This window comes from Christiangramia fulva (assembly GCF_003024155.1).
GTDB classification, from domain to species: Bacteria; Bacteroidota; Bacteroidia; order Flavobacteriales; family Flavobacteriaceae; genus Christiangramia; species Christiangramia fulva.
The window spans coordinates 1,356,556-1,382,331 of record NZ_CP028136.1 but is presented as its reverse complement, the minus strand read 5'-3'; the positions used below and the strand labels follow the sequence as shown (position 1 = coordinate 1,382,331).

25 protein-coding genes are annotated in these 25,776 nt (G+C 42.1%); 11 read left to right on the top strand and 14 right to left on the bottom strand.

Annotation, left to right across the window (positions count from 1 at the left end):
• Positions 1–112: 112 nt before the first annotated feature.
• From C7S20_RS06395 to C7S20_RS06380, 4 genes are all read left to right on the top strand, one after another.
• The gene (locus C7S20_RS06395) at positions 113–784 is read left to right on the top strand and encodes an SCO family protein (RefSeq protein ID WP_107011706.1); all 672 of its coding nucleotides are present in this window, start codon (positions 113–115) and stop codon (positions 782–784) included.
• An 80-nt stretch (positions 785–864) separates the two neighbouring features.
• Positions 865–1,095 (top strand): FeoA family protein, encoded by a 231-nt coding sequence (locus C7S20_RS06390; RefSeq protein WP_107011705.1) that lies wholly within the window; start codon positions 865–867, stop codon positions 1,093–1,095.
• Between the two features lies 1 nt (position 1,096).
• Positions 1,097–3,199, top strand: a complete 2,103-nt coding sequence (gene feoB / locus C7S20_RS06385; RefSeq protein WP_107011704.1) for a ferrous iron transport protein B — start codon at positions 1,097–1,099, stop codon at positions 3,197–3,199.
• 33 nt (positions 3,200–3,232) lie between these two features.
• Positions 3,233–3,382, top strand: coding sequence for a FeoB-associated Cys-rich membrane protein (locus C7S20_RS06380; RefSeq protein WP_107011703.1), 150 nt, complete (start codon positions 3,233–3,235; stop codon positions 3,380–3,382).
• Positions 3,383–3,385: 3 nt separating this feature from the next.
• Here the strand turns inward: C7S20_RS06380 and C7S20_RS06375 are convergent, their stop codons facing one another.
• From C7S20_RS06375 to C7S20_RS06355, 5 genes are all read right to left on the bottom strand, one after another.
• A complete protein-coding gene (locus C7S20_RS06375) occupies positions 3,386–3,796 on the bottom strand; it encodes a hypothetical protein (RefSeq protein ID WP_159039884.1) in 411 nt (136 codons plus the stop codon).
• Between the two features lie 44 nt (positions 3,797–3,840).
• Positions 3,841–4,662 carry a ZIP family metal transporter gene (locus C7S20_RS06370; RefSeq protein WP_107011701.1) on the bottom strand — a complete coding sequence of 274 codons (822 nt, stop codon included), beginning with the start codon at positions 4,660–4,662 and terminating at the stop codon, positions 3,841–3,843.
• Positions 4,663–4,674: 12 nt separating this feature from the next.
• Positions 4,675–6,564 (bottom strand): Nramp family divalent metal transporter, encoded by a 1,890-nt coding sequence (locus C7S20_RS06365; protein WP_107011700.1) that lies wholly within the window; start codon positions 6,562–6,564, stop codon positions 4,675–4,677.
• Positions 6,554–7,225 (bottom strand): metal-dependent transcriptional regulator, encoded by a 672-nt coding sequence (locus C7S20_RS06360; protein WP_107011699.1) that lies wholly within the window; start codon positions 7,223–7,225, stop codon positions 6,554–6,556. The genes C7S20_RS06365 and C7S20_RS06360 overlap by 11 nt, the downstream gene beginning before the upstream one ends.
• 123 nt (positions 7,226–7,348) lie before the next feature.
• Positions 7,349–8,083, bottom strand: a complete 735-nt coding sequence (locus C7S20_RS06355) for a tellurite resistance TerB family protein (protein ID WP_107011698.1) — start codon at positions 8,081–8,083, stop codon at positions 7,349–7,351.
• A 187-nt stretch (positions 8,084–8,270) separates the two neighbouring features.
• Between C7S20_RS06355 and C7S20_RS06350 the strand changes: the two genes are divergently transcribed.
• The 3 genes from C7S20_RS06350 to C7S20_RS06340 all read left to right on the top strand — a co-directional run bounded on the left by C7S20_RS06350 (position 8,271) and on the right by C7S20_RS06340 (position 10,156).
• On the top strand, positions 8,271–8,681 hold the full coding sequence (locus tag C7S20_RS06350; protein ID WP_107011697.1) for a BrxA/BrxB family bacilliredoxin: 411 nt from the start codon (positions 8,271–8,273) through the stop codon (positions 8,679–8,681).
• Positions 8,682–8,767: 86 nt separating this feature from the next.
• On the top strand, positions 8,768–9,499 hold the full coding sequence (locus C7S20_RS06345; protein WP_107011696.1) for a lysophospholipid acyltransferase family protein: 732 nt from the start codon (positions 8,768–8,770) through the stop codon (positions 9,497–9,499).
• A gap of 3 nt (positions 9,500–9,502) precedes the next feature.
• Positions 9,503–10,156, top strand: coding sequence for an HD domain-containing protein (locus C7S20_RS06340; protein WP_107011695.1), 654 nt, complete (start codon positions 9,503–9,505; stop codon positions 10,154–10,156).
• Here C7S20_RS06340 and C7S20_RS06335 read toward each other — a convergent pair.
• The 9 genes from C7S20_RS06335 to C7S20_RS06295 all read right to left on the bottom strand — a co-directional run bounded on the left by C7S20_RS06335 (position 10,153) and on the right by C7S20_RS06295 (position 21,714).
• Positions 10,153–11,223, bottom strand: coding sequence for a PA0069 family radical SAM protein (locus tag C7S20_RS06335; RefSeq protein WP_107011694.1), 1,071 nt, complete (start codon positions 11,221–11,223; stop codon positions 10,153–10,155). The genes C7S20_RS06340 and C7S20_RS06335 overlap by 4 nt on opposite strands.
• 419 nt (positions 11,224–11,642) lie before the next feature.
• The gene (locus C7S20_RS06330) at positions 11,643–12,425 is read right to left on the bottom strand and encodes an enoyl-CoA hydratase/isomerase family protein (RefSeq protein WP_107011693.1); all 783 of its coding nucleotides are present in this window, start codon (positions 12,423–12,425) and stop codon (positions 11,643–11,645) included.
• A gap of 5 nt (positions 12,426–12,430) precedes the next feature.
• Positions 12,431–13,885: a sensor histidine kinase gene (locus C7S20_RS06325; protein ID WP_107011692.1), complete on the bottom strand. Its 1,455-nt coding sequence runs from the start codon at positions 13,883–13,885 to the stop codon at positions 12,431–12,433.
• Between the two features lie 41 nt (positions 13,886–13,926).
• Positions 13,927–14,475: a CopD family protein gene (locus C7S20_RS06320; protein WP_107011691.1), complete on the bottom strand. Its 549-nt coding sequence runs from the start codon at positions 14,473–14,475 to the stop codon at positions 13,927–13,929.
• The gene (locus C7S20_RS06315; protein ID WP_107011690.1) at positions 14,475–17,576 is read right to left on the bottom strand and encodes a WD40/YVTN/BNR-like repeat-containing protein; all 3,102 of its coding nucleotides are present in this window, start codon (positions 17,574–17,576) and stop codon (positions 14,475–14,477) included. Before C7S20_RS06315 ends, C7S20_RS06320 begins: the two co-directional genes overlap by 1 nt.
• A gap of 61 nt (positions 17,577–17,637) precedes the next feature.
• Positions 17,638–18,978 carry an MATE family efflux transporter gene (locus C7S20_RS06310; RefSeq protein ID WP_107011689.1) on the bottom strand — a complete coding sequence of 447 codons (1,341 nt, stop codon included), beginning with the start codon at positions 18,976–18,978 and terminating at the stop codon, positions 17,638–17,640.
• Complete coding sequence (gene hemH, locus C7S20_RS06305) at positions 18,978–20,012, bottom strand: ferrochelatase (protein ID WP_107011688.1); 1,035 nt, start codon at positions 20,010–20,012, stop codon at positions 18,978–18,980. Before hemH ends, C7S20_RS06310 begins: the two co-directional genes overlap by 1 nt.
• A 71-nt stretch (positions 20,013–20,083) precedes the next feature.
• The gene (locus tag C7S20_RS06300; RefSeq protein WP_107011687.1) at positions 20,084–20,815 is read right to left on the bottom strand and encodes a ThuA domain-containing protein; all 732 of its coding nucleotides are present in this window, start codon (positions 20,813–20,815) and stop codon (positions 20,084–20,086) included.
• Between the two features lie 5 nt (positions 20,816–20,820).
• Positions 20,821–21,714, bottom strand: a complete 894-nt coding sequence (locus C7S20_RS06295) for an AraC family transcriptional regulator (RefSeq protein ID WP_107011686.1) — start codon at positions 21,712–21,714, stop codon at positions 20,821–20,823.
• A 197-nt stretch (positions 21,715–21,911) separates the two neighbouring features.
• Here C7S20_RS06295 and hemA point away from each other — a divergent pair, with 197 nt between their 5' ends.
• The 4 genes from hemA to hemE are packed head-to-tail and all read left to right on the top strand — an operon-like array spanning position 21,912 to position 25,773.
• Positions 21,912–23,168, top strand: a complete 1,257-nt coding sequence (hemA, locus tag C7S20_RS06290; RefSeq protein ID WP_107011685.1) for a glutamyl-tRNA reductase — start codon at positions 21,912–21,914, stop codon at positions 23,166–23,168.
• Positions 23,165–24,079 (top strand): hydroxymethylbilane synthase, encoded by a 915-nt coding sequence (gene hemC, locus C7S20_RS06285; protein WP_107011684.1) that lies wholly within the window; start codon positions 23,165–23,167, stop codon positions 24,077–24,079. Before hemA ends, hemC begins: the two co-directional genes overlap by 4 nt.
• Before the next feature lie 3 nt (positions 24,080–24,082).
• Complete coding sequence (locus tag C7S20_RS06280; RefSeq protein ID WP_107011683.1) at positions 24,083–24,754, top strand: uroporphyrinogen-III synthase; 672 nt, start codon at positions 24,083–24,085, stop codon at positions 24,752–24,754.
• Complete coding sequence (hemE, locus tag C7S20_RS06275; protein ID WP_107011682.1) at positions 24,751–25,773, top strand: uroporphyrinogen decarboxylase; 1,023 nt, start codon at positions 24,751–24,753, stop codon at positions 25,771–25,773. The genes C7S20_RS06280 and hemE overlap by 4 nt, the downstream gene beginning before the upstream one ends.
• Positions 25,774–25,776 lie beyond the last annotated feature (3 nt).

Here is a 25,776-nt window from a genome sequence, read left to right as displayed (position 1 = left end):
TTCTACTCTCCTACGAAAGTTTATATTTTTGAGTTCCAGCAGACATTGAAATTTTTACAGGTAGAATTCTTCTATTTCATTTTCAGCCTTTAACTTTGCCAAAATTTTGAGAATGCTAAAGTTTTTTGCTCGCTATAAGACATTCGCTATTGTAATGTTTATACTTTCTGTAATCATTATTTACACCATCTACAATCTTTACAAACCCGAAGAAAGGCTTCCTATATATCAGCCTGATATGGTAAATGCCGAACTGGTAGATTCTACCGTTCAGAATGTTCGGAAATACCACCGTATTGCCGATTTCAAATTAATAAACCAAAACGGTGATACCATCACCCAGGATTTTTATAAAAATAAGATCTATGTGGCCGATTTCTTCTTTACTACCTGTGTGACCATTTGCCCTATAATGACCGATCATATGGTGAAAATACAGGAAAAAATCAAAGACGACCCTGAGGTGTTATTGCTTTCCCATAGCGTTTTTCCGGTGGCCGACAGTGTCCCGGCCTTAAAGAAATACGCCGAAGAAAAAGGTGTTATCGATGAAAAATGGAATCTTGTTACCGGCGATAAGAAGCAAATCTATGAACTGGCTAGAAAATCGTACCTGGCTACCAAAACTACCGGAGATGGCGGGAAGTATGATATGATCCATACCGAAAATTTCGTGCTTGTGGATAAAGAACGGCGAATCCGGGGATTTTATGACGGGACCGACCCAAAAGCTATCGAACAGCTTATGCACGATATTGGGGTTCTGGAAAAAGAATATAAGTAAACTTACTTTTTTATGCTTTCACTTTTCTATTGGTCTAAATTCCATTACTTTTGCCTTGTTTAAAATCAATCTAAATAAAAATGAAGGTAACGGTTGCTAATCTCAAAAGGGGCCAGCGCGGGATCATCAAAGACTTCTCGGCCGATATGCTCCCTTTAAAGTTACTGGAAATGGGCTGCCTGCCCGGCAATGTGGTCGAGCTGGTACAAACCGCTCCCTTCAAAGACCCGATGTATCTGAATATCAACGGAAGTCATCTGGCTATTAGAAAAGAAACTGCCCTTTTAATCGAAATTGAATTGATAAGCTAATATGGCAAAACAAATCAATGTTGCCTTAATAGGAAATCCTAATACTGGCAAAACCTCTGTTTTCAATCAGCTAACCGGCCTTAACCAGAAAGTGGGGAATTACCCGGGAATTACTGTTGAAAAAAAAGAAGGCATTTGTAAACTTCCGCGGGGGTTAAAAGCCCATATCATTGACCTGCCCGGTACTTATAGCCTGAATGCTTCTTCGTTTGATGAGAACGTGGTCATCGAACTGCTTCTTAATAAAAATGATAAAGATTATCCCGATGTTGCCGTTGTGGTAAGCGATGTGGAAAATCTGAAAAGAAATTTACTCCTCTTTACCCAGGTAAAAGATCTTGGTATTCCTACCATCCTGGTGGTAAACATGGCCGACAGGATGAAAAGAAAAGGCATCAGCCTTAATGTTGAGGAATTTGAAGAGAAATTGAAGACTAAGGTCGCCCTCGTGAGCGCCCGGAAAAGGATGGGAATTGATTATTTAAAAGAACTCATTATCAATTATCGGCATTTACCCATAGAGCCCTGCCTAAATGCTTCAATTATTGACCCGGAATATTTTAATAATCTACGACAAATGTTTCCCAACCAGTCGCTTTACAAGTTGTGGTTGGTGATCACCCAGGACGTCAATTTTGGCAACATCAGCAGGTCAGGGATCAACAACGCCGCTGATTTCAATACCAAGTCGGGAAGTGATCTTAAAAGGCTTCAGCAAAAGGAAACAATTTTAAGATATCAGTTCATAAACGGAGTTTTAAAAGAGACTTTAACGATAGATAAAGATGCTGCCACCGATCTTCGTTCCAGGCTGGATCGCATTCTCACTCATAAAGTGTGGGGATATTTGATATTCTTTACCATTCTTCTAACCATTTTTCAGGCTATCTATAACTGGTCAAGTTATCCCATGGATCTTATTGATACCGAATTTGCGAAGCTGGCAGAATGGTCTAATGCCGTTTTACCAGCCGGACCTTTTACAAGCCTCATCTCTGAAGGAATAATCCCCGGCCTGGGCGGAATTATCATTTTCATTCCTCAAATCGCATTTTTGTTCCTGTTTATTTCCATTCTTGAAGAATCGGGCTATATGAGCAGGGTAGTTTTCTTAATGGACAGGATTATGCGAAAGTTCGGTTTAAGCGGAAAAAGCGTGGTTCCCTTGGTTTCTGGAACCGCCTGTGCCATCCCCGCAGTCATGGCTACAAGAAATATTGAACACTGGAAGGAACGTCTTATCACCATTCTGGTGGTTCCGTTCACCACCTGTTCGGCACGCTTGCCCGTTTATCTAATTATCATCGCGCTAGTGATTCCCGATAAGACGATACTCGGACTGAATTATCAGGGCTTAACCCTTATGCTGCTTTATCTTATCGGTTTCGGAATGGCAATTTTTTCAGCATGGATCCTCAACAAGATCCTTAAAAACAAATCCAAACGATATTTTGTAATTGAAATGCCTAATTACAAGCTGCCTATGCTGAAAAATGTCAGTATAAATGTAGTTGAGAAAACAAAATCATTCGTTTTCGGCGCCGGAAAAATTATCCTTGCTATTTCTATTATCCTCTGGGTGCTGGCGAGCTATGGGCCGGGCGATAAATTTGAAAACGCCGAAGAAATCGTTAAGGAAAAATATCAGAATCCTGCGAATGTTTCCGATCAAAAACTCGAAAATCAAATCGCTTCTTATAAATTGAAACATTCGTATATCGGCATCATGGGGCAGGGAATCGAGCCGATTGTACGACCTCTGGGGTATGACTGGAAAATTGGGATTGCCATTATCAGTTCTTTTGCCGCCCGGGAGGTATTTGTAGGGACTTTGGCTACTATCTATAGTGTGGGAAGTGATGAGGAAGAAACCATCAAAAATAGAATGGCCGCGGAAACAAACCCGGTTCTAGGTGGTCCCTTGTTCACCTTTGCAAGCGGCGTGAGCCTGCTGCTTTTTTATGCCTTCGCGATGCAGTGTATGAGTACGCTTGCCATTGTGAAAAAGGAAACTAATACCTGGAAATGGCCGTTATTACAGTTGATTGTTATGAGCAGCTTCGCATATTTGGTTGCTTTACTTGCATTTCAGCTGTTAAAATAGTAATTTATAGACAGTAAAAACGACACATAGAATATGGTAAGTTTACAGGAAATATTAGTATTTATAATTTTTTTGATTGCTGCTGGCTATCTGGTGACCAAGTTCATCTGGAAGCCAGCGTTTTTAGGTGGAAAAAAGAAATCAGGTTCCTGCGGAGTTTCTGATTGTGGCTGCGATCATTAAAGGTCAATCTACTTTTTCGGAAATTTCAATAAATAAGGAATAATCTTCAGGATTTATTTTCCGCCGGATATCCGGATATGGATAAAGTGAAAATCTGCTAATCTCAATATTATTTTTATCAAAAAATTCAGCTAATGAAGTTCCGGCTGAAGTAAAAATTCCTGTACCCAACGATCTATTTCCTTTAAAAAATTCAAGTTTTACCTTTGCTTCTCCGGCCCAGATGCAGTTAACTCCTTTTGAGCAGCGTGAATCTGAGATCACTTCGCAAAAGACTATGGAATAATCTTCAAACGCTAACTTACCTCCGAGACAGAGCTCCTCGCCAATATTTCTGAAATTTTCGGCTTCTCCGGTTTGCGGGAAAGAAGTTTCGGCCAGAAGCATTAAACATACCGCTAAGAATATTCTCATAATTGTTTTATTTTAAAGACGATCCGGAACAAGCTTTGTTGCAATTAAGCAAGTCCCACATCCAGCGTCATCATAATCATAAATCCTCCGATAAAACCAAGTGTTGAGATATCAGTATGCGCACTTTGCTGTGATTCTGGTACCACCTCTTCTACCACCACAAAAATCATGGCGCCGGCGGCAAAACATAAAGCATAGGGCAAGACAGGTTTAAAGGTCATCACCGCCCAGGCACCTAAAACCGCGGCAATAGGCTCAACTATTGCAGAAAGCTGGCCGTAATTAAAACATTTCCACCTGCTGAGTCCCTGGCGGCGTAGAGGCATAGCCACGGCAAAACCTTCAGGAAAATTCTGCAAACCAATACCAATGGCCAGAGCAACGGCCCCTCCAATGGTTGCGCCCTCAAAGCCGGCGCTCACACCCCCAAAAAGCACTCCAATAGCAAGCCCTTCAGGAATATTATGTAAGGTAATAGCCAGGGTAAGAAGTATAGATTTATGCCAGGCAGTTTTTACCCCTTCTTTTTCAGTTTCTTTAAAATTTACATGCAGGTGCGGCAGGATCTTATCAAGTGCGAAAATAAAAAGGGCGCCGAGCGAGAAGCCGATCACAGCCGGAATTACCTTTGCAAAACCTTCCCCCGGGCTCATTTCAATTCCCGGAGCAAGCAAGCTCCAAAAGCTGGCTGCCACCATTACACCCCCCGTAAAACCCAGCATTCCATCAAAAAATGCTCGATTCATTCCTCTTAAAAGAAAAACCAGTGAAGCTCCTAAAGCGGTTAACCCCCAGGTGAAAATTGTTGCGTAAAGAGCCGCCAGAACGGGATCAATACTTTTAAAATATTCAATAACTCCTTGCATATTCTGTGAATTTTATGAAATAAAAACTGGTATTTTAATACGATGGCGAACCTTATCTACGGTAGTTCCGAAGAGGAGATCTTTAAAAAAGGCATGGCCGTGACTACCTAAAACCAGTAAATCAAAATCACCGGAATTTACAATTTTTGGCAAAGCTTTTTTGGAAAGCCCGAAACCGAGTTGAATATTTATTTGGTAGCCGTTATTTTCGAGCTCCGATCTATAATCTTCAAGAAACTCCATATCGCTGGAGGTTTCGAAATCTTTTATCTGATTTCCATAAAGAATAGCTCCCGGCGTTTCCACAATATGAACAAGGGTGTATTTTGCTTCTTTTCCTCCAATTTGTAATGCCGAAGCGATACTTTTACTATCGGCTGTAGAAAAATCGACCGCTACCGCAATATTCTGATAAGCTTTCGGAATAGAAAGTTGCCCAATTTGTGAAGCTGTTATATGAGGGACCATTTTGGTCTCTTTTTCAGCGAAAAATCTTTTGATATAGGGCCATAAACCGATGAACAGAAGGAGCAATACGGCCCCAATAGCAACCGGAATAACGAAAATCCAGATCCAAAACGGGTTTTCGGAATTCTGAAGCCAATTGATTATCTCATCGTTTACCAGCTTTACATTTAAAGAAACTATGATTATGGTAATGAGCCAGGAAGCTGCTGCAATGGGCCATTTTATCTGGTATCCCTTCATCATTTTGTTATCACTAACGAAATGAATTAACGGAATCACGGCAAATCCCAGTTGCAGGCTTAGCACGACCTGGCTAAGTACCAGTAATTCACCGGTGGAACTTTCCCCAAAAAAATAAATGGTAAGCAAGGCGGGAATAATGGCAAGAAGCCTGGTAATGAGTCTTCGTACCCAGGGCTGAATCCGCAAATTCAGGTAACCTTCCATTACGATCTGTCCTGCCAGGGTTCCTGTTAGCGTAGAACTTTGTCCCGCCGCGATCAGGGCGAGTGCAAAGAGAACAGGTGCCAGAGAACTTCCGAGTAAAGGTTCCAGCAGGGCATGGGCGTCCTTAATTTCCGCAACCTGGTAAATTCCATTTTTGTAAAAGACCGAAGCGGCAAGAATGAGAATGGCAGCATTGACAAAAAAGGCAAAATTCAGGGCGATTGCCGAATCGGCAAAATTATACTTCAATGCCTGTTTTATGCCCGCTTTAGTTGGTATGATCTTTCTGGTTTGTACCAGCGAGGAGTGAAGGTAAAGATTATGAGGCATCACCGTCGCACCGATAATTCCAATTGCGATATAAAGGGCACGATTGTTCTTAATTTCAGGGATAAAACCAGTTGCTATTTCAGCTAAATCGGGTTTTGCGAAAAACAATTCCAGAAAGAAACACAAACCGATGACCGCTACCAAAGAAATGATAAAGGCTTCCATTCTGCGAATCCCTTTATTCATTAAAAAAAGCAGCAAAAAACTGTCAAAAACCGTAATGCTTACGCCCCAAAGGAGTGGAATATGGAAAAGAAGCTCAAGGCCTATGGCCATTCCCACCACTTCGGCAAGATCGGTAGCAGCAATGGCTATTTCAGCCAAAATATAAAGAATAAAATTAACAAATTTGGGATATTCTTTTCGGGAGGCCTGTGCCAGATCAAGACCACTAACGATCCCAAGCCTGGTGCACAAACTCTGGAGCAATAGCGCCATGATGTTAGACATGAGCAGCACCCACAACAGAGAATATCCAAACTGGCTTCCGCCGGCAATATCGGTGGCCCAGTTCCCGGGATCCATATATCCAACACTTACCAGGTAGGCAGGGCCCAAAAAGGCGAAGATTTTCCTCCAAAAGGTTTTTTGGTCAGAGGCGTTTACCGAACCATGCACCTCTTCCAGAGATCTCTTCAGCTTTTCCTTAGCCTTCATTTTCCTGTATTTTTACAAAAAGATTAAAAGCCGTCTTTTTGGAAAGACTCATCTGCCCTTCTGAAGTTTCCACCAATACAGACTGATCAAAATCTTCTTTGTGCAAAAGGGTGATCTTACTTCCAAGAGCAATGTTATTCTTATCTAAATACCGAAGAAAAGATGCCGATGAATCTTTAACTCCCATCACAATGGCGGTTTCACCTTCACGGCATTCGCTCAGGAGAATTCGGCTGGTTTTTGCAAAATTTCCTTCCTCGTCTGGAATTGGATCGCCATGCGGATCTCTTTTCGGATAACCGAGAAATCGATCCAGCTCATGTATGAGTTTTTCAGATTTTATATGTTCCAGTTGCTCTGCAACCTCATGCACCTGATCCCAGTTAAAATCGAGTTTCTCTACCAGAAAATATTCCCACAAACGGTGGTTCCGCACTATTTTTACAGCTTCTTTCCTGCCTTTTGGACTCAGTTTCACGCCCTGATATTTCCGATATTTCACCAGATCTTTATCTGATAACTTTTTAACCATATCGGTCACCGACGATGCCTTTGTTTGCATTTCTTCGGCAATCGCATTTGTGCTAACGCCATTTTTTGCTGTTCCTTCCAGATGAAAAATGGCTTTTAAATAGTTTTCTTCAGAAAGACTGATCCCCATATTCTTTTCGAGTTATAAAACAAAAATAAGGCTTTTTTGGCTTTATAAAACTTTATTTTTAGCCTAACCTAAATTTTCAACCTAAAAACAGGTAATTACAGGGTAGAATTTTCAGCTAAAAAATTACATACCTCTCTCCTTTTGAATTAGTTCGTAAGCTTCCTGGACTTTTCTGAATTTTTCCTCGGCGCCTTTTCGGTAGGCTTCATCCATATGTCCGAGTTTATCGGGATGGTACTTTTTGGCCATTTTCCGGTAGGCTTTTTTCACCTCCTCATTGCTGGCATTTTTTTCAATCTCGAGAATGGTATAAGCATAATCGGCCTTTTTAAAGAACATGGCCTTTATGCTTTCAAAATCGCGGCGGTTGAGCTGAAGATATCCTGCAATTTCCTGGATGACCTCCGCTTCCGGCTCACTCACGCGGCCATCGGCCTGAGCTATGCCGAATAAAAAATGAATGATTTGAAGCCGGGTCGCATATCTGGTTTTTGCAGCAAGGTACCTGCCAATTCTCGAAGCCGAAACCTGCCGGTTCTTCACCACTTCATTAAAGGTGCGAAAAGTGGCATTTGCGCGCTCCTTTCCGTAAGACTGGACGAAATAGGTTCTTACATAATCGAGTTCCTGTTGAGAAACATGGCCGTCAGCCTTGATCACTATGGAGCACAGGGAAAGGAGATTCAGTTCAAAATCACCGGGAGAAACATGCTGTTTCTGTTCGCCAAACCAGGAATTAAGCAATCCGCCGGTGGAACGTATATAATTGTCGAGCAGTGTACCTATAATAAAGCCAAGTATCGCCCCCGGAATGCGGGCATACATAAATCCGAGGACTGCGGCAAGCCATTTGATCATTGGGCAATTTTCTTTAGCCGCTAAGATAACACTTTAAGAGCGGAAGCCACAAGCTTAATAAATTCTGAGGAATTAGAAAAGGATATAAATTCAACCTATTTGTTCATAGGAATTTGAGATATGTATAGCCAAACATAATTTGTATCTTTGTGCTTCAAATAAGTTTTATAATTTAAAATCGTAATATATGTATCCAGCAGAATTGGTGAAACCAATGAGAGAAGATCTAACCAGCATTGGTTTTGAAGAATTGCACACCGTGGAAGATGTAGAAAAGGCGATGGAGAAAAAAGGAACCACGCTTGTAGTTGTGAATTCGGTTTGTGGCTGTGCCGCTGCCAATGCCCGACCAGGAGCCAGACTTTCTCTTCAGAATGCCAAAACACCCGATAATTTATTTACCGTTTTCGCCGGAGTAGATAAGGAAGCTACTGAAAAGGCTCGTGGTTATATGCTGCCTTTCCCTCCTTCTTCTCCTTCCATGGCGCTTTTTAAAGACGGAGAGCTCGTTCATATGTTGGAACGCCATCATATTGAAGGCCGTCCGGCTGAAATGATCGCAGAAAACCTTATGGGAGCTTACAACGAATATTGCTAGTGAACAATTAAGAATTTATAAGGCCTCACGCCTCTGCGTGGGGCTTTTTTATGCTTTGAAATAGCTATTTTTGTATTTTTAAGAAAATGAAAAAAATACTCTCATACTTTTTATCGGTCGTCTTTTATTTTTTCTTCGGAATTACGCTTCTGGTTTTCCACCCTATCCAGTGGGTTTCCCTGAAACTTGGCGGTTATGAGGCTCATAAAAAAAGCGTGGATATCTTCAATTTTTTTCTTCTTCGTTGCCTGAATTTACTGGGAACAACCTTTACAGTAGAAAATGATTTCGATATTCCCGCTGATAAAACCTGCATTTTTGTGGCTAACCACCAGGGAATGTACGATATCCCGCCTATTATCTGGTATTTTAGAAAACATCACCCGAAGTTTGTAAGCAAAAAGGAACTGGGAAAAGGGATCCCGAGTATCAGTTTCAATTTAAGACATGGTGGTTCGGTTTTGATCGACCGTAAAAATCGCCGGGAATCTTTGCTGAAAATGAGCAAGTTTGCCGATTATCTTGCAAAAACAAAACGCTCTGCAGTAATTTTTCCCGAAGGCACCCGAAGCCGCACCGGGCAACCAAAGAAATTCCAGGTGAGCGGAATGATGATGCTTTTTAAAAAATTACCCGATGCCGTGGTGGTTCCCATAACCATCAATAACTCCTGGAAGCTTTTTAAACATGGAAGTTTCCCTATAGACCCCGGCGTTCATATTCATTTAAAAACTCATAAACCTATTCCGGTCAATTCTACCGATGCCGAAAGTCTTGTAGCCGAAGTGGAAAGAACGATAATAGCAGATATCCGATAATTGATGAATAAAGACCTGCTTATTTCCCAAACCATTGATTTTGTAAAAGAAACGCTCAAAAATGCCGAAGGCGGACATGACTGGTTTCATATTGAAAGGGTTTTGAATAATGCACGGCATATTGCGAAAGGTGAAAACGCCGATATGCTGGTGGTGGAATTGGGAGCTCTGCTGCACGATATAGCCGATTCCAAATTTCATAACGGGGATGAAAGCGTTGGTCCGGAAATGGCCCGTGAATTCCTGAAATCTCGCGAAGTTCCCGATGCGATTATCAATCATGTAATCAAGATCATCGAGAATATTTCCTTTAAAGGTGGAAATGTGGAAAGGGATTTTACTTCCGTCGAACTCGATATAGTCCAGGATGCCGATCGGCTTGACGCCATTGGCGCCATTGGGATTGCGAGGACTTTTAATTACGGCGGATTTAAAGGAAGAGCCCTTTACGATCCTGAGATCGAGCCCAACCTTAACATGAGCAAGGAAGAATATAAAGCTTCCACAGCCCCTACCATCAACCACTTTTATGAAAAATTGCTGCTTCTAAAAGACCGGATGAATACCGCAACCGGGCGCCGAATCGCCGCAGATCGACATGCTTTTATGAAGCGTTTTCTTGATCAATTCTATTCCGAATGGAATGGCGAGGCTTAAAAAAGTTTCATTTGTCCGTCTTTAAACTGCTCGTGTAGATCGCAATTCAAGGGCGAAATTTCGCGGTCTTTTAAATAAAGTTTTCTGGCAATTTTAAACTGCTGTGCCACCTGGTCGGCGAATTCACCTTCTCCCTTCATGCGGGTTCCAAAACGACTGTCATTTAAACTTCCGCCGTGAACATGAGCGATTTGATTTAGTACCCTTTCAGCTCTGTCTGGCATTGCTTTTTTGATCCAATCGGTAAAAATTCCTCCAATAGCTCCGTTTAATCTCACGATGGTATAGCCTACACCCAAAGCTCCACGATCGGAAATTTCTTTTACCAAAGGCATAATTTCATGACTGTTGATGGAAGGAATAATAGGAGCCATCATCACCCTTACCGGAATACCTTCTTTCGAAAGTTTCTCTACCGTTTCCAGTCTTCTATTGATACTGGCCGTTCGTGGTTCCAGAATTCTCCTGGTATTCTCCTGTAGGGACGTTATTGAAATATTCACATTCACGAGCCTGTGTTCATTTAATTCTTTCAGGATATCAAGATCGCGTTGTACCAGGGCATTTTTGGTGATTATTCCCACCGGATGCCTATATTTTAGAAAGGTCTTTAAAAGATTCCGTGTTATTTCCAGCTTCTTCTCGACTGGCTGATAGCAATCGGTATTTCCCGAAAGCATGATCGTTTCGGCTTTCCAGCTTTTGCTTCTCAGTTTGGCTTCAAGCAGTTCTACCGCATTTCTTTTTACCAGAATTTTCTGTTCAAAATCGAGTCCGGCGCCATAGCCCCAGTATTCATGAGAATTTCTGGCATAACAATAAATGCAGCCATGCTCACAACCCTGATAGGGATTCAAACTATAACCCGGCCCCACATCGGGACTGGTAACTTTATTGATTATGGTTTTTGGAAATGTTTCAATGATGCTGGTCTTGTTTTCCTGGGCTTCATCTCCTTCTGTCGCGCAGTAATTCAAAAAATCATCGCGCATTTCATGGCGATGTTCCAGGAATTTATTTGCCACATTTTGCTGCGCTCCTCTTCCTTTAATAAAATCCTTCTCCATATTTCAAAAATATGGATATTTTCCAATTTAAAGGATTTTTTCCTATTAAAGTTTAAGAGCTTTTAAGCTTAAAGCTCTAAGCCATTATAGAATATTGTACAATAAAGGAGACTGCTTCGTTGACTTCGTCCCTCGAAGTGACTAATCACAGGCTGTTGTCCTTACGATCCGCCAGGGGCGGACAAGCAATCTCATAATTTCAGCTACAAGCTTAAGCCTAAAGCTCCCAGTCCAGAAAAGTCCTGATTCCAGTTTCAGAAAAGACCAGGTTAAAATAGAAAATGTCATCTTTCGACTCCGCTCAAGATGACAGTCATATTGATAAAGTTAAAGCTGTTACCTCCAACTTCGAAAATCGTAAATTTCATTGAGATTACTTCTCCGCTCAAGGCGGATCGTAATGACAATTTTTTAAAAAATTATTTCCCTGGAAAATCTGCTTTTCGCTTGTTTAGAAAGGCTGAAGTTCCTTCCTTAAAATCTTCGGTTCCAAAAGCACGGCCAAATTCTTCAATTTCAGTTTCAAAACCGTTTCTTCCGGCCTCATAATTGGCATTGATCGCCCTGATAGCCCCTTTAATAGCCACCATAGAATTTTTCATGATCTTACGCGCCATATTTTCTGCAAATTCCAGCAGTTCATCAGGTTCAGTTACGTGATTTACTAAATTGTATTGTAAAGCCTGGCTGGAATCGATCATTCCGGCGGTCATGATCATTTCCATGGCACGACCTTTACCTACGAGCTGTGGCAGCCGCTGTGTGCCACCATAACCCGGAATCACTCCCAAAGAAGTTTCGGGAAGCCCCATTTTCGCATTTTCGCTCGCAATTCTGAAATGTGCCGCCATGGCCAGTTCGAGTCCCCCGCCAAGAGCAAATCCGTTCACGGCTGCTATAACAGGTTTCGGAAAATTGGCAACATAATTGAAGAGTTTTTCCTGTCCTTCAGCCGAAAGTCTTTTTCCTTCTTTAGGAGAAAAATCGGCGAATTCACTAATATCTGCACCGGCTACAAAAGCTTTTTCCCCGCTACCGGTAAGAATAACAACCTTCACCTCTTCATCAGCTTTCGCCTCTTTAAAGGCCTCATGCAATTCCTGAATAGTTTCACGGTTGAGAGCATTGAGTTTCTTGGGCCTGTTAATCGTGATCGTTAAAATATTTTCGTCAATTTCAGTTTGAATATTCTGGTAGCTCATAAGTTTTATTTTGGAAATCTAACTTTAAAGATAGTGCCTTTATTTTGTTTAGACACAAAACAGATGGTTCCGTTATAGGTCTCCACGATATTTTTTACCATCGCAAGTCCGAGGCCCATTCCGCTCGATTTTGTGGTGAATTTGGGCTCAAAAACCTTCTCTTTATTTTCTTCGGAAATCCCTGAACCATTATCGCATACCGAAACACATACCATTTCATCTTCCTCTTCCACAGAAATTACAATATGCGGATTTTCAGTTTCATTAAGCGCCTGAATGGCATTTTTCACCAGATTGGTGATCACGCGAATCAGCTGCGTTCGATCAAATCTGGCCAGGATCTCCTCTTTATCACATTTGAATTCGATATAAGGTTCATTGAAGATGTCGAGCGCCAGTTTTACGATTTTAGGAACATTCAGCGTTTCGCTTTGCTGTGCCGGCATCTTGGCAAAATTTGAAAAGGCCGAAGCTATCGAGCTCATCGTATCGATCTGGTTAATGAGCGTATTTGAATATTCCTTCACTTTCTGATCTATTTCCGGATCGTTTTTGTCAAAATTCCGAAGAAAACTCTGGACGCTCAACCTCATCGGTGTCAACGGATTCTTGATCTCGTGCGCCACCTGTTTTGCCATTTCGCGCCATGCCTGTTCGCGCTCACCGGTAGCCAGTTTTACCGCGCTTTCTTCCAGCTCATCGATCATACTGTTATAGGCCGAAACTAGTGAGTAGATCTCCTCAGTGGCATTCCCGATCTCGATCTTTTGATTGCGCTTATCCAGCCTGGTTTGGTTGATCTTTTCAGAAATTATCTTCAGCGATTTGGTGATATATTTTGAAAGGAAAAATGACAAAATAATCGCCAGCAGAAGCATAAAAAGATATACTTCTCCCATTTTCACCAGGAAATTATGAAGGTCACGATTCAAAAGAGAATCGTCCTGAACATAGGGCAGATATAGAATTGCCAGCGGTTTGAATTTTTCGTCGGTTATGTAGGAATAGGAAGACTGGTATTTTTGACCGTTGATCTCAGTTTTTTTAAGCAGATGTTTTTCAGGAGAAGCACTGAGTTCCTTCAGAATTTTATCATTCAGCTTCGCATTGGCAGTATCGCGAAAGAAAGATTCATCAGATTTAATGATGAGATTTCCGTTGAGATCGTAAATATAGATCTGCATTTCGTGGATCGCGGCGAGATCGTAGATCTGCTTTCGGTCACGCAAAATATTACCAATATTTTCGGTGTTTACGAGGTAAGAAGTATTGGCGAGAATGATCTTGATATTTTCGCGAATCGCTTCCTCTTTGCGCTCCAGCCGTTCACGGTGATAACTTTCCGCCTCTTCTTTATACTGATAAACCGTCACTCCAAAAATTAGGATAGAAGCTCCCAGGACCAAAAGTATCATGGAAATAAATATCCGCGTTCGTAAAGAGAGTTTCAGCATTTTCATATACACCGGCTTGCTTGCATTGCAACAATTATCACACCATATCAGGCATTCGGGTTTTTTGATCTGATTCTTTTATAGAGCCTGATGCCCAGCATAAGCAAAATTGCCAGGAGAAAAATACCTAAAACCCCGTAGATCCAGTTGATCGCGTTGCGAACGATCACCAAAAAGATCACCGAAAAAAGGATTAGCGTGGAGCCTTCATTCCAGATGCGCATTTGGTGCGAAGACCATTTCACAATATCATTCTGTAGCTCTTTATAAATAAAATGAGATTTGATATGGTAGGCAAAAAGCAGCAATACGAAGAACAATTTTACGTTCATCCAGCCCTGCTGCAGCCAGGAAGGCATCATAATAAGCAGAATTACGGCAAAAAGCGTGGCCAAAATTGCTGAAGGCCAGGTAATGATGAGCCAGAGCCGTTTGGTCATCAGTTTAAACTGATTGATCAAGATACTCTTTTCGGGTTCTTCCTTTTGAGCGGCTTCGATATGATAAATGAACAGTCTCGGGATATAAAAAAGCCCCGCAAACCAGGTTATCACAAAGATTAGATGCAGGGCTTTTATGTAATTGTAATATTCCATTAATCTTCAGCTTCTACAAAAAGATAGTTCAGGTCCATTTCGTTAAAGCGTTTATTGAATTCTTTTACCTGATCGGAAAGCAGCTGGTCAAACTTCTCAAGTTGCGAATTAACCTTTTTGGTCAGTTCATTTTTAACTTGAATATCCTGCTCGGTTGGCGGAAAATCGTCCATTCCAACGAGACTATTCAAATGTGCCAGTTTATTGGTCAATTTTATAGGAAAATTAAGCGGATCCTGATTGCTTCGGTTTTTGGTCTGGTAAAGTGCGTTCTCAATTTCAGAAATTGAATCGCTTAACATCTGCGCTTTTTCAACCAGGGGTTTTACCTTTTCGTCGCCCTTGTACCTTTTTTCAAAAGTCGAAAGCTGTTTTTCCAGGTCCCTCATTTTCTGAATTGATTTATGGGCTTTATCAACCGTATTATTTACATCTGAAATAAAATCGAATTGCCTTTGCATTCCGGCAATATCGGTTTCGGCATTAGGATCGGCCAGAACTTTAAAATTTTTGGTTTGCACCTCATCGCCAACCTGCAAAACAACTTTATATTCACCGGGTACTGCCTGTGGAGCATCGGTACTCGCCCACCAGAGAATCATTCCGTCAAGCACCTTAGCGCCTTTTCCTCTTAAATCCCAGGTTTGCAAATTTGCACCCTGTTTTACCTCCAGTTTATTTTTTTCGCTATCGGTACTGAAAGTTTGGATAGTATCATTTTTAGCATTGAGATAACTCAACTTTATCGTCTTGTCTTTTGGATCTTCAACATAAAAATAGGTCATTACTCCCGCAGGATGATTGGTGCCGGCCGTTAATGATCCTTTTTTGGAACTTCCTCCCATTCGGTATGCATCTTCAGGTTTAAATAGAATATTCCCCTTATTTTCTGTGTTATATAACTGATGCAACAACGTAAGATCATCGATGATCCAGATACTCCTTCCCTGTGTGGCAACGATAAGATCGTTATTTTTGATCTTTAAATCGGTAACGGGAACAATGGGAAGGTTTAACTGAAAATGCCTCCAGTTGGCACCATCATCAAAAGAAATATACATGCCGTTTTCAGTTCCCGCATACAGAAGTTCTTTTTGTTTGGGATCTTCTCTTACTACGCGGGTAAAATCTTCAGCTTCTATTCCATCAGTGATCTTTTTCCAGGACTTGCCGTAATTGGTTGTTTTGAAAAGATAGGGTGCAAAATCACCTAATTTATAAGTTGTTGCGGCAATATAAGCAGTTCCGGGATCGAAATGAGAAGGCTCCACGCTATTGATCATCGCCCATTTAGGCAGATTTTTAGGAGTGACATTTTCCCAGTTTTTGCCTCCATCTTTGGAGACGTGAACAAGACCATCATCACTTCCGGTCCACAGCAATCCTGGAGTCACAGGAGATTCAGCAGCCGCGAAAATGGTTCCGTAGTATTCCACGGAAGTGTTATCCTGAGTAATTGGGCCACCGGAGGATTTCAGTTTTGAAGGATCGTTCCGGGTAAGATCAGGACTTATAACCTTCCAGCTTTGTCCTTCGTTGGTACTCATGTGTAAATGATTGGAAGCTGTATATAATTTATCTGGATCATTGGGTGAAAAGAAGATAGGGAAATTCCACTGAAAACGGTATTTCATGTCCTCGGCTCCATGCCCCATCGGATTATCAGGCCAAACGCTCACGCTTCGTACGGTATTTTTTTCATGATTGAAGCGGGTTAGGAAGCCATCATAACTTCCGCCATAAACAATTTCGGGATTTTCAGGATCTACCGCGATATGCGCGCTTTCTCCCCCCGCGGTTTCTTCCCAGTCGTCTTCGCCAATAGAGCGGCCTTCGGTTCTATATGGAATTCGGATGGTTGAATTATCCTGCTGGGCAGAATAAATTCGATAAGGAAAAGCATTATCTGTAGTTAGTCTGTAAAACTGCGCCGTAGGCTGATTGTAATAGGTACTCCACGTTTTTCCGCCGTCGTAAGTTACCTGCGCCCCGCCATCATCAGCAATGATCATGCGGTTAGGATCTTCGGGAGCGATCCATAGATCGTGGTGATCACCATGGGGTGCATTATGACTGGTAAAAGTTTTTCCGCCATCGGTACTTTTATGATAGCTTACGTTCATCACGTAAACCGTATTCTCATCTTTGGTATCGGCATATATTTTCGAATAATACCAGGCCCTTTGTCTCAAAGAGCGATCATCATTCACATATTCCCAGGTATCGCCGCCGTCATCACTTCGGTAAACGCCGCCTTTATCTTTATTTTCCACAATTGCCCAAACGCGTTCACTATTGACGGGTGAAACGGTTACCCCAATAATTCCCAGAGTATCCGTTGGAAAACCTTTATTTTTTGAAATCTCTTTCCAGTTTTCGCCACTATCGGTACTCTTCCATAAAGCCGAACCTGGTCCGCCACTGCTCAGGCTGTAAGGCGTACGCTGAATATTCCAGGTAGAAGCATAAAGAATTCGTGGATTTTTAGGATCCATTACCAAATCGACAGCTCCAGCATTCTCATTGGCAAAAAGCGTCTTTTTCCAGGTTTTACCTCCGTCAGTAGATTTATACACGCCTCTTTCTTCGGTGGGCTTATAGATATTTCCTAACACTGCAGCGTAGACGGTATTAAAATCATTGGGATCCACCACCATTCTGGGAATATGCCGACTCTTTTCAAGCCCCATATGCTTCCAGGTCTTACCGGCATCGACAGTTTTCCAGACGCCATTTCCGGAAGAAACATTTCCGCGGATGGTACCTTCACCTCCGCCCACATAGATCACATTATGATCGCTCGGAGCCACTTCCACAGAACCTATCGAGCCTCCGAAGAAGCCATCGGAGATATTTTCCCAGGTTTCGCCTCCATTTTCAGTACGCCAAACCCCGCCGCCTGTTGCACCAAAGTAAAACAAATCTGGCTGACCGGGAACTCCTGTTACTGCAGCGCTTCGGCCTCCACGAAAAGGTCCGATTAACCGATAATCGAGCGCATCATAAAGTTTTTTGTCAAAATTTTGGGCTAAAAGATCATTAGAAGAAATTAAAAAAATCAGGCATACGAAAAGGCCTGAACGAAATAACTTATTTATCATGAAAATAAAAGATTTGTGAACGGATTTAAAGATAGTTAAATATGTTAATTTTCGGAAAAGCCTAGCGGAGTGTTTTTACAATTTCCCGGTTCAGAAAATACCCTGTGATTATAGTTGACAGTAAATCGGCTACCGGAAAAGAAGCCCAGACGCCGGTTTCTCCAAAATAAACAGGCAGAATGAGTATAAGCGGAATAAAAATAAATCCCTGCCTGGATAAGGTTAGAAGGAAAGCAGGGATCGCTTTTCCAATCGCCTGAAAATAAGCCGCTCCAATAAGCTGTAGCGCGATAATTGGCGTTGCTGCAAACACCCACCTCATAGCCGGTGGGGTTTCTTTTACCACATTTGCATTTTGAGTAAAAATGTATACAATATCATCGGCGAAAAACATGATCCCAAGGAAGATCAAAAGGCCGAGAGCACTGGAATACAAAATTGCCGTATTTATCGATTTTCGTACCCGGTCGTAATTCTGTGCTCCGTAATTGAAACCCGCAATAGGCAAGAATCCCTGGGTAACTCCCAGCACGGGAAACAAAGCAAACATGAGCATCCTGCCGATAATGGCATAAACCGCCACCGAATCTTCTCCCCCGAGGTTGAAAAGGATATTGTTCATCAACAAATAGGTAAGGCTCACCACCGCCTGCCTGGATAAAGTCACTCCCCCCAGGGACCCTATTTCCTTCAGAATTGGAAAATCCATCCGGAAATGAGTTTTCGAAATCTTCAATTCAGATTTATCTGAAAGGAAAAACCAGAAAACATATCCAAAACAGAGCATATAAGAAGCGGTTGTAGCCCAGGCCGCTCCAGCCATTCCCAGATCCATCCTGTTGATGAAGATATAATCGAGAATAAGATTTCCAACCGATGGTATGATCATGGCGATCATCGCGTATCGCGGTTTTCCTTCTGCCCTGATCACTGTATTCCCCATCATGCAGAGCGCCAGGAACGGCACCCCGTATAAAACAATGGTATAATAGACTTTCGCAGGCTCAAAGATATCTCCCTTTCCTCCAAAAGCGGGGATCAGGAAATCCATAAAATACAGTCCGGGAATTACCAGGCCTACGGTAAGCAGTAAGGTCAATGTTATTTGATTTCCGAATGTCTTCAATGCTTTGGGTTTGTCATCTGCCCCAAGAGCGCGGGAAATTATTGAAGAGCCACCGGTACCGATAGCCATTCCCAAAGCGGCAATAAAAAACGAAACGGGCAAAACCACGTTGATGGCTGCAATGGCAATGGCGCCAATCCAGTTTCCAACAAAAATAGTGTCGATTAGAATGTTAAGGGACATCACAAGGATACCTATCGAAGCCGGAACCGCTTGCTGAATTAACAGTTTACTGATGGGTTTTTCACCCAGGTCTGTTGAATTTTTACGAGCCATCAGGATTGGATCGGAGTTTGGTGTGCCCATTCATCAATCCACCTCGCCAGCACTTTTACCCAATCATCACGATCATTCAAACAGGGAACGACTGTGAATTTTTCTCCGCCAACCTCATGGAAGATCTCTTCTCCCTCCATGGCAATTTCCTCAAGGGTTTCGAGACAATCTGAAACAAAAGCGGGAGTCACAATAGCTAGTTTTTTCATTCCCTGGTTTCCCAGTCTTTCGATAGTACGATCGGTATAAGGTTTCAACCACGGATCAAATCCCAGCCGGGACTGAAAAGAAACGCTGTAGGTATTGGGTTTCAGTCCAAGATATTCAGCGGTAAGCCGGGTGGTTTCAAAACACTGGTGACGATAGCAGAACTGGTGCGCCGTGGAAGGCGTCTGGCAGCAACTACCGTCAATTTTACAGTGCGAGTTGGTCACATCACTTTTGCGAATATGCCTTTCGGGAACGCCATGATAAGAAAAAAGAAGATGTTCATATTCTACATTTTTCAGCCTTTCAGCAATGCTGTTTCCCAGTGTTCGGATGTAGTCCGGATGATTATAAAAAGCAGGTACCGAGGTAAAGTTCATTTCAGGGAAATGCTTTTTTCGAAGCTCTTCTGCCAGCACGAGGATTGTTTCGGTGGTGGCCATCGCGAATTGCGGATAAAGCGGAAAAAGCAGCACCTCATCAACTCCTTTATCGTGTAATTCTTTGAGCCCTTCATATATTCCCGGCGATCCGTACCTCATCGCCAAAGCGATCGGCACCGCAGTGATATCATCGATTTTAGACTGTAATCTTTCCGAAAGAACAATAAGCGGGGAACCTTCATCCCACCAGATCTTTTTATAAGCTTCTGCTGATTTCTTCGGACGCGTATTCAGTATAATTCCTTTTACCAGCAATGTCCGCGCCCAATACGGCACATCGATCACGCGTTCATCCATTAAAAATTCACCGAGATATTTTTTTACATCCTTCGGATCGGTACTGTCAGGAGATCCAAGGTTTACCAGCAATACGCCTTTACTCATAATTTTTCTTTTTCGAATACAAAAATAAGGCTATAAATCTTCCCCAAACCAGGGAACAGAATCATAGTTTTCTATTGCTTAATAGAATTATTTCCTTTCTCCAGGGCAAACTGTATACTCCTAAGTAAATGTTCCCTGAAAAGAGGTTCGGTATACGATTCGCTGGTGTGCCCGCCAGCCGTGTAAATCGAAACTCCGCCGTTTCCGGTGGCTTTATACCAGGCAATAGGGTGAAAATCGCCATTTTCGCCTCCTTCGTAAGTAGACTCCTCAAGTTCTAAAAGCACATTGATATCATCCTGAATATCATTGAAATTATACCATTCATCGGTGCGTTCCCACACCGGCGGTAAATGGGAAACCATTTCATTGGAAGGATCTTTAACCTTAATTTTTGCTGAAGTTATCGCGGGATGGCTTTTAAAATAAGCACCCACCAGTTTTCCGTAGAAAGGCCAGTCATATTCGGTATCTGAAGCGGAATGGATTCCGAGGTAATTTCCTCCATTTTCGATATAATTCCGAAAAGCCAGCTGCTCCTTTTCATTAAAAACATCACCGGTGGTATTCAGAAAAATGATAAGGTCGTAATTGGAAAGATCTTCGGAAAGGAAAATTTGTGAATCATCAGAATCGGTGACCTGAAAGTCATTATTCTGCCCCAATTCCTTAATCGCTTTTACCCCATCAGGAATCGATTTATGATGCCAGCCCTGGGTTTCATGGAATACCAAAACCTGCTGTTGGGCAGACACGAAAAATCCGGAGCATAAAGCAAGAAAAAAGAATAAAAAATATTTCATAAGGTTTAATTTACGGAAAGTATATATTTCTTTGGCGTGGTTCCGAACTTCTTTTTAAAACCGGCAATAAAATGGCTCGCTGTACTGTAGCCAATTTTCAAGCCGACCTCGTTGACATTGTATTCCCCGGTTTCAAGGAGCTTGCGCGCATATTCCATTTTATAATCAAATAAAAAACTGTATACGGAATCGCCATAAATTTGTTTAAAACCGTCTTTTAGTTTTTTGAGGCTCAGGCCTATTTCATTGGAAAGTTCCTGCAGCGAAGGAGGCTCGGCCATTCTAGAAATAATAATATCCTTGGCTCGTCTTATTTTTTTGATGTTTTCCTCATCGCTCAGAAAAGGGCATTGTTCAAGATCGGGATTTTCGGCTTTATTGAAATACAGGCTCAGAAGTTCTAAGGCTTTTGCCCTGAAATAAAGATTTTTAATACTGGGAGTTAGGCTAAAATTCATAAGCTGGTTCAGGACTACAGCCATAGATGGTGATACCGCCGCATCTTTATAATATTTTTTATCCTTATTATCTGCGCTTAAGAAAGTTATGTAATTGGCCTCCTGGGAAAACAATGAATGAAACTTCTTGATAGAGATCACCAGGGAAATCAGCCAGGATTCTCCGGAAAGCATCACGTTTAAAGGCAAATTTTGCTGAGGATTATAGAGCAGAAGTGAATTCTCTTCAGGCAACGGAAGTTCATAAGAACTTTTATTAAACAGAAACTTGCTATACCCCTTCACATTAAAATGAAACTGGATAAAACTATTGTCTATATCCCTGGACATCAACTTATTGTCCTTGGTGTCATTCTGGAATTTCAAAAGATAGAAACCCTCTTCTATTTTTATCTCTTCTGAAATACTTACAGCGTTATTTTTTTCCGGGTTTTCGTTCATCTCCGACTGAGTTTATTTAGAATGAATCTAAACAGAAGCCTCCGAAGGCCCTCTGGTTACTACAAAAGTACAGTATTTCCCTATTTTGATATCCTTTTTCATGATAATTATCATATATCGACACATTTAGTACTTCAAGCGTTACTTTTTAATTTAACATTCCCTTATTTTTGCGCCGGAATCTCCTTAATCAATTCATGGAAGAATATCAATTCGCCACTGGAAAACATTTCTATTCGATAGGCTTGAGCTATAAAAAGGCTGATGCTGAGATTAGAGGTCATTTTAGCCTTGATGAAGAAGCCAAAGAACGCTTGCTGGAGCAGGCCCAGGCTGAAAACATCGATACTATTATCGTGACCTCTACCTGCAATCGCACCGAAATTTATGGTTTTGCCCAACATCCCTTTCAACTGATTAAATTACTATGCGAACATACTCACGGTACTGTTGAGGAATTTGAAAAAGTAGCCTATGTTTATAAAAACAAGCAGGCAATTTCACATCTTTTTCGTGTTGGAACCGGTTTGGACAGCCAGATCCTTGGCGATTTTGAGATCATCAGTCAGTTGAAAATAGCATTCGGACGTTCCAAAAAAATGGGGCTGGCAAATGCATTTATGGAAAGGCTCATCAATGCCGTGATCCAGGCCAGTAAGCGCATTAAGAATGAAACCGAGATATCAAGCGGTGCGACTTCGGTAAGTTTCGCTTCGGTACAATATATTCTGAATAATATTCCCCAGGTTTCCAGTAAAAAGATCCTTCTTTTTGGCACCGGAAAAATTGGACGAAACACCTGTGATAACCTTGTAAAACATACCGATAACAGTCATATTACCCTTATCAACCGTACGAAAGATAAGGCTGAAAAGATCGCCGGGAAATTCAACCTGATCGTAAAGGAATATGCCGACCTTCAGGCTGAAATTCGCGACACCGATATTCTTATTGTTGCCACCGGAGCTCAGAACCCTACCATTTCCAAGGAACTGATCTATCCGAAAAAAGAATTGCTCATTCTGGACCTATCCATTCCAAAGAATGTTTCAGACGATGTAAAAGATCTTGAGAATGTAAGCCTGGTTCACCTGGACCATCTTTCACAGATCACCGATGAGACCCTTGAAAGGCGCAAGAAATTCATTCCGCAGGCTGAAAAAATCATTGCAGAAGTAGAAGGTGAATTTAACAGCTGGCTGGAAACAAGAAAATTCGCGCCTACCATAAAAGCCCTGAAAAAGAAACTCCGCTCGATGAAAGACGCCGAGATCGATTTTCAGCGAAAAAAAATAAACGATTTCGACACCGAACAGGTAGAAGTCGTGACCAATCGCATGATCCAGAAGATCATGAAACACTTCGCAAATCATTTAAAAGAAGATTCCGAGTCAACCGATGAAAGCCTGGAACTCATACAAAAGGTTTTTCAGCTTGAAGAATTTCGGAAATGAACAAAGTGATCCGCATTGGCACACGTGACAGCGAACTGGCGCTCTGGCAGGCGAAAACCGTGCAGCAGGCGCTGGAACAGACCGGCCATGAAACCCAACTCGTACCCGTAAAATCTGAAGGCGATCTCAACCTTGATCAGCCGCTTTACGAAATGGGCATTACCGGTATTTTTACCAAAACACTGGATGTCGCTATGATCCAGGGAAAGATCGATATCGCAGTGCATTCAATGAAAGATGTGCCCACGCTACTGCCCAGAGATATTGTTGAGGGAGCGGTGATGAAAAGGGCCAATACCACCGATATACTTATTCATAAAGGCCTTGATTTTCTTGAAAATGAAGGCACCATCGCCACCGGCAGCCTCCGCAGAAAAGCACAATGGCTTCATAAATATCCCAGTCATAAAGTTGTTGACCTACGCGGAAATGTAAATACCCGCCTCAAAAAGCTGGAAGAAAATGATTGGAATGGAGCGATTTTCGCTGCTGCCGGTCTCGAACGTATCGAAATAAAACCCGATAATTTTATAGACCTCAACTGGATGATTCCTGCACCGGCACAGGGAGCGATGCTTATTGTCGCTATGGAAAATGATATATATAGCCGAAAAGCACTTTCCGCTTTAAATCATAGAGAATCTGAAATTTGTGTACATATAGAACGGGAATTCTTAAGAGTTCTGGAGGGTGGATGTACGGCACCCATTGGCGGTCTCGCCCGTATTATTGAAGATAAAATTCATTTTAAAGGCGCTCTTTTCAGCATTGATGGAAAACAAAAGATCGAGGTTGAAAAAATAGTGCCGGCCGATCAATTTCAAGATCTGGGAAAAACCTGCGCCGAAGAAATCCTTCAAAATGGCGGTGCCGAACTGATGAAAAAGATCAAATCGATCCTAAAAAACTAGAACATGCCGCGCATTCTTTCTACCAAAATACTGGCCGAAAACCAGAAGCAATTGCTTCTTAACGCCGATATTGCCCTGGTGGAATATAATGCCATCCTTATAGATTTCCTCGATTTTCAGCTTCCGGAAACGAATATCAAAAATGCAATTTTCACCAGTAAGAACGCGGTAAAAGCTATTCTGAAGAAGAATTTGAAAATTGAAAACTGTTTTTGCGTGGGTGAGAAAACAGCGGCCCTGCTTGAAAAAAATGGTTTTAGCATTTGCGAAATCGACGATAATTCGAAAAGTCTCGCCGAAAAGCTGAAGGAAAATCATAAAAATGAGCAGTTCACTTTTTTCTGCGGAAATCGGAGAAGGGACGAACTTCCGAAAATTCTGAAGGAAAACGGTATCCCTTTGGAAGAAATCGAAGTTTACAAAACCTCTTTGGCGCACAAAAAATTCAATTCAGCTTTTGACGGAATTCTGTTTTTCAGCCCGAGTGGTGTTCAAAGTTTTGTTTCAGAAAATGAAATCGAGGGAGTTGCCTTCTGTATTGGTGAGACAACCGCTTCAGAAGCAAAAAAATACACAAAAAATATAGAAATTGCCAATCAACCCGGCATTGAAAATGTGATCGCAAAATGCGTTTCCTATTTCAGGAAGTCCGGCCAAAAGATAGATTCAGAATGATCAAAAACGATTTGCTGTTAAAAGCCCTCAGGGGAGAAAGCGTGGAACGGCCTCCGGTGTGGATGATGCGGCAGGCAGGACGATATCTGCCCGATTTCATGAAACTGAAAGAAAAATATGATTTCTTCACCCGCTGCCAGACTCCCGAGCTCGCCACTGAAATCACTGTAATGCCTATCAAACAGGTGGGCACCGATGCGGCGATCCTTTTCAGCGATATTCTGGTGGTGCCCCAGGCGATGCAAATCCATATTGAAATGCAGCCCGGCCGCGGTCCTGTAGTGCCCGATCCAATTGATACAAAAGAGAAAGTTGATAAAGTAATTGTTCCCGATGTTCGCGAAGAACTCAATTATGTATTTGAAGCGATCAAACTTACGAAGCAGGAACTAAATGATGAGGTCCCGCTGATTGGGTTTGCCGGCTCACCGTGGACAATTTTGTGTTATCTTGTGCAGGGACATGGCTCTAAAACCTTCGATAAGGCCAAGAAATTCTGCTTTACCGATCCGCTAGGCGCACATATCTTACTTAGAAAAATCACCGATACTACCATCGCTTATTTAAAGGAAAAAGTAAAAGCCGGCGTGGATGCCATCCAGCTTTTCGATTCCTGGGGCGGACTTCTGGAACCGCAGGATTACCATGAGTTTTCCTGGCAATATATGCAGCAGATCATAGATGCCCTGAAAGATGAGATCCCGGTGATTGCTTACGGAAAAGGCTGCTGGTTCGCGCTGAAAACCATGTCCCAGAGTGGCACTTCAGCATTAGGTGTCGACTGGACCTGCGATGCCAGAAATGCAAGATATTTAAGCGGTGGGCAAATTACTTTGCAGGGAAATTTTGATCCTGCCCGGCTTTATTCGCCGCCTTCCGAAATCAAAAGAATGGTGCATCAAATGATCGACGCTTTTGGAAAAGATCGCTATATCGCGAATTTAGGCCACGGAATTCTGCCCGATATTCCGGTTGATCACGCCCGTGCATTTGTTGATGCGGTAAAAGAATATAAATAGAGA

Bases quoted from the DNA above. Each gene is read 5' to 3' on its own strand.
- C7S20_RS06370 (WP_107011701.1), bottom strand. From the start codon at position 4,662: ATGCAAGGAGTTATTGAATATTTTAAAAGTATTGATCCCGTTCTGGCG.
- C7S20_RS06365 (WP_107011700.1), bottom strand. From the start codon at position 6,564: ATGAAGGCTAAGGAAAAGCTGAAGAGATCTCTGGAAGAGGTGCATGGT.
- C7S20_RS06380 (WP_107011703.1), top strand. From the start codon at position 3,233: ATGGTAAGTTTACAGGAAATATTAGTATTTATAATTTTTTTGATTGCT.
- C7S20_RS06355 (WP_107011698.1), bottom strand. From the start codon at position 8,083: ATGATCAAATGGCTTGCCGCAGTCCTCGGATTTATGTATGCCCGCATT.
- C7S20_RS06375 (WP_159039884.1), bottom strand. From the start codon at position 3,796: ATGAGAATATTCTTAGCGGTATGTTTAATGCTTCTGGCCGAAACTTCT.
- hemC (WP_107011684.1), top strand. From the start codon at position 23,165: ATGAACAAAGTGATCCGCATTGGCACACGTGACAGCGAACTGGCGCTC.
- C7S20_RS06395 (WP_107011706.1), top strand. From the start codon at position 113: ATGCTAAAGTTTTTTGCTCGCTATAAGACATTCGCTATTGTAATGTTT.
- C7S20_RS06330 (WP_107011693.1), bottom strand. From the start codon at position 12,425: ATGAGCTACCAGAATATTCAAACTGAAATTGACGAAAATATTTTAACG.
- hemH (WP_107011688.1), bottom strand. From the start codon at position 20,012: ATGAGTAAAGGCGTATTGCTGGTAAACCTTGGATCTCCTGACAGTACC.
- C7S20_RS06390 (WP_107011705.1), top strand. From the start codon at position 865: ATGAAGGTAACGGTTGCTAATCTCAAAAGGGGCCAGCGCGGGATCATC.
- C7S20_RS06320 (WP_107011691.1), bottom strand. From the start codon at position 14,475: ATGGAATATTACAATTACATAAAAGCCCTGCATCTAATCTTTGTGATA.
- hemA (WP_107011685.1), top strand. From the start codon at position 21,912: ATGGAAGAATATCAATTCGCCACTGGAAAACATTTCTATTCGATAGGC.
- feoB (WP_107011704.1), top strand. From the start codon at position 1,097: ATGGCAAAACAAATCAATGTTGCCTTAATAGGAAATCCTAATACTGGC.
- C7S20_RS06340 (WP_107011695.1), top strand. From the start codon at position 9,503: ATGAATAAAGACCTGCTTATTTCCCAAACCATTGATTTTGTAAAAGAA.
- C7S20_RS06345 (WP_107011696.1), top strand. From the start codon at position 8,768: ATGAAAAAAATACTCTCATACTTTTTATCGGTCGTCTTTTATTTTTTC.
- C7S20_RS06295 (WP_107011686.1), bottom strand. From the start codon at position 21,714: ATGAACGAAAACCCGGAAAAAAATAACGCTGTAAGTATTTCAGAAGAG.
- C7S20_RS06350 (WP_107011697.1), top strand. From the start codon at position 8,271: ATGTATCCAGCAGAATTGGTGAAACCAATGAGAGAAGATCTAACCAGC.
- C7S20_RS06335 (WP_107011694.1), bottom strand. From the start codon at position 11,223: ATGGAGAAGGATTTTATTAAAGGAAGAGGAGCGCAGCAAAATGTGGCA.
- hemE (WP_107011682.1), top strand. From the start codon at position 24,751: ATGATCAAAAACGATTTGCTGTTAAAAGCCCTCAGGGGAGAAAGCGTG.
- C7S20_RS06280 (WP_107011683.1), top strand. From the start codon at position 24,083: ATGCCGCGCATTCTTTCTACCAAAATACTGGCCGAAAACCAGAAGCAA.
- C7S20_RS06300 (WP_107011687.1), bottom strand. From the start codon at position 20,815: ATGAAATATTTTTTATTCTTTTTTCTTGCTTTATGCTCCGGATTTTTC.
- C7S20_RS06315 (WP_107011690.1), bottom strand. From the start codon at position 17,576: ATGATAAATAAGTTATTTCGTTCAGGCCTTTTCGTATGCCTGATTTTT.
- C7S20_RS06360 (WP_107011699.1), bottom strand. From the start codon at position 7,225: ATGGGGATCAGTCTTTCTGAAGAAAACTATTTAAAAGCCATTTTTCAT.
- C7S20_RS06325 (WP_107011692.1), bottom strand. From the start codon at position 13,885: ATGAAAATGCTGAAACTCTCTTTACGAACGCGGATATTTATTTCCATG.
- C7S20_RS06310 (WP_107011689.1), bottom strand. From the start codon at position 18,978: ATGGCTCGTAAAAATTCAACAGACCTGGGTGAAAAACCCATCAGTAAA.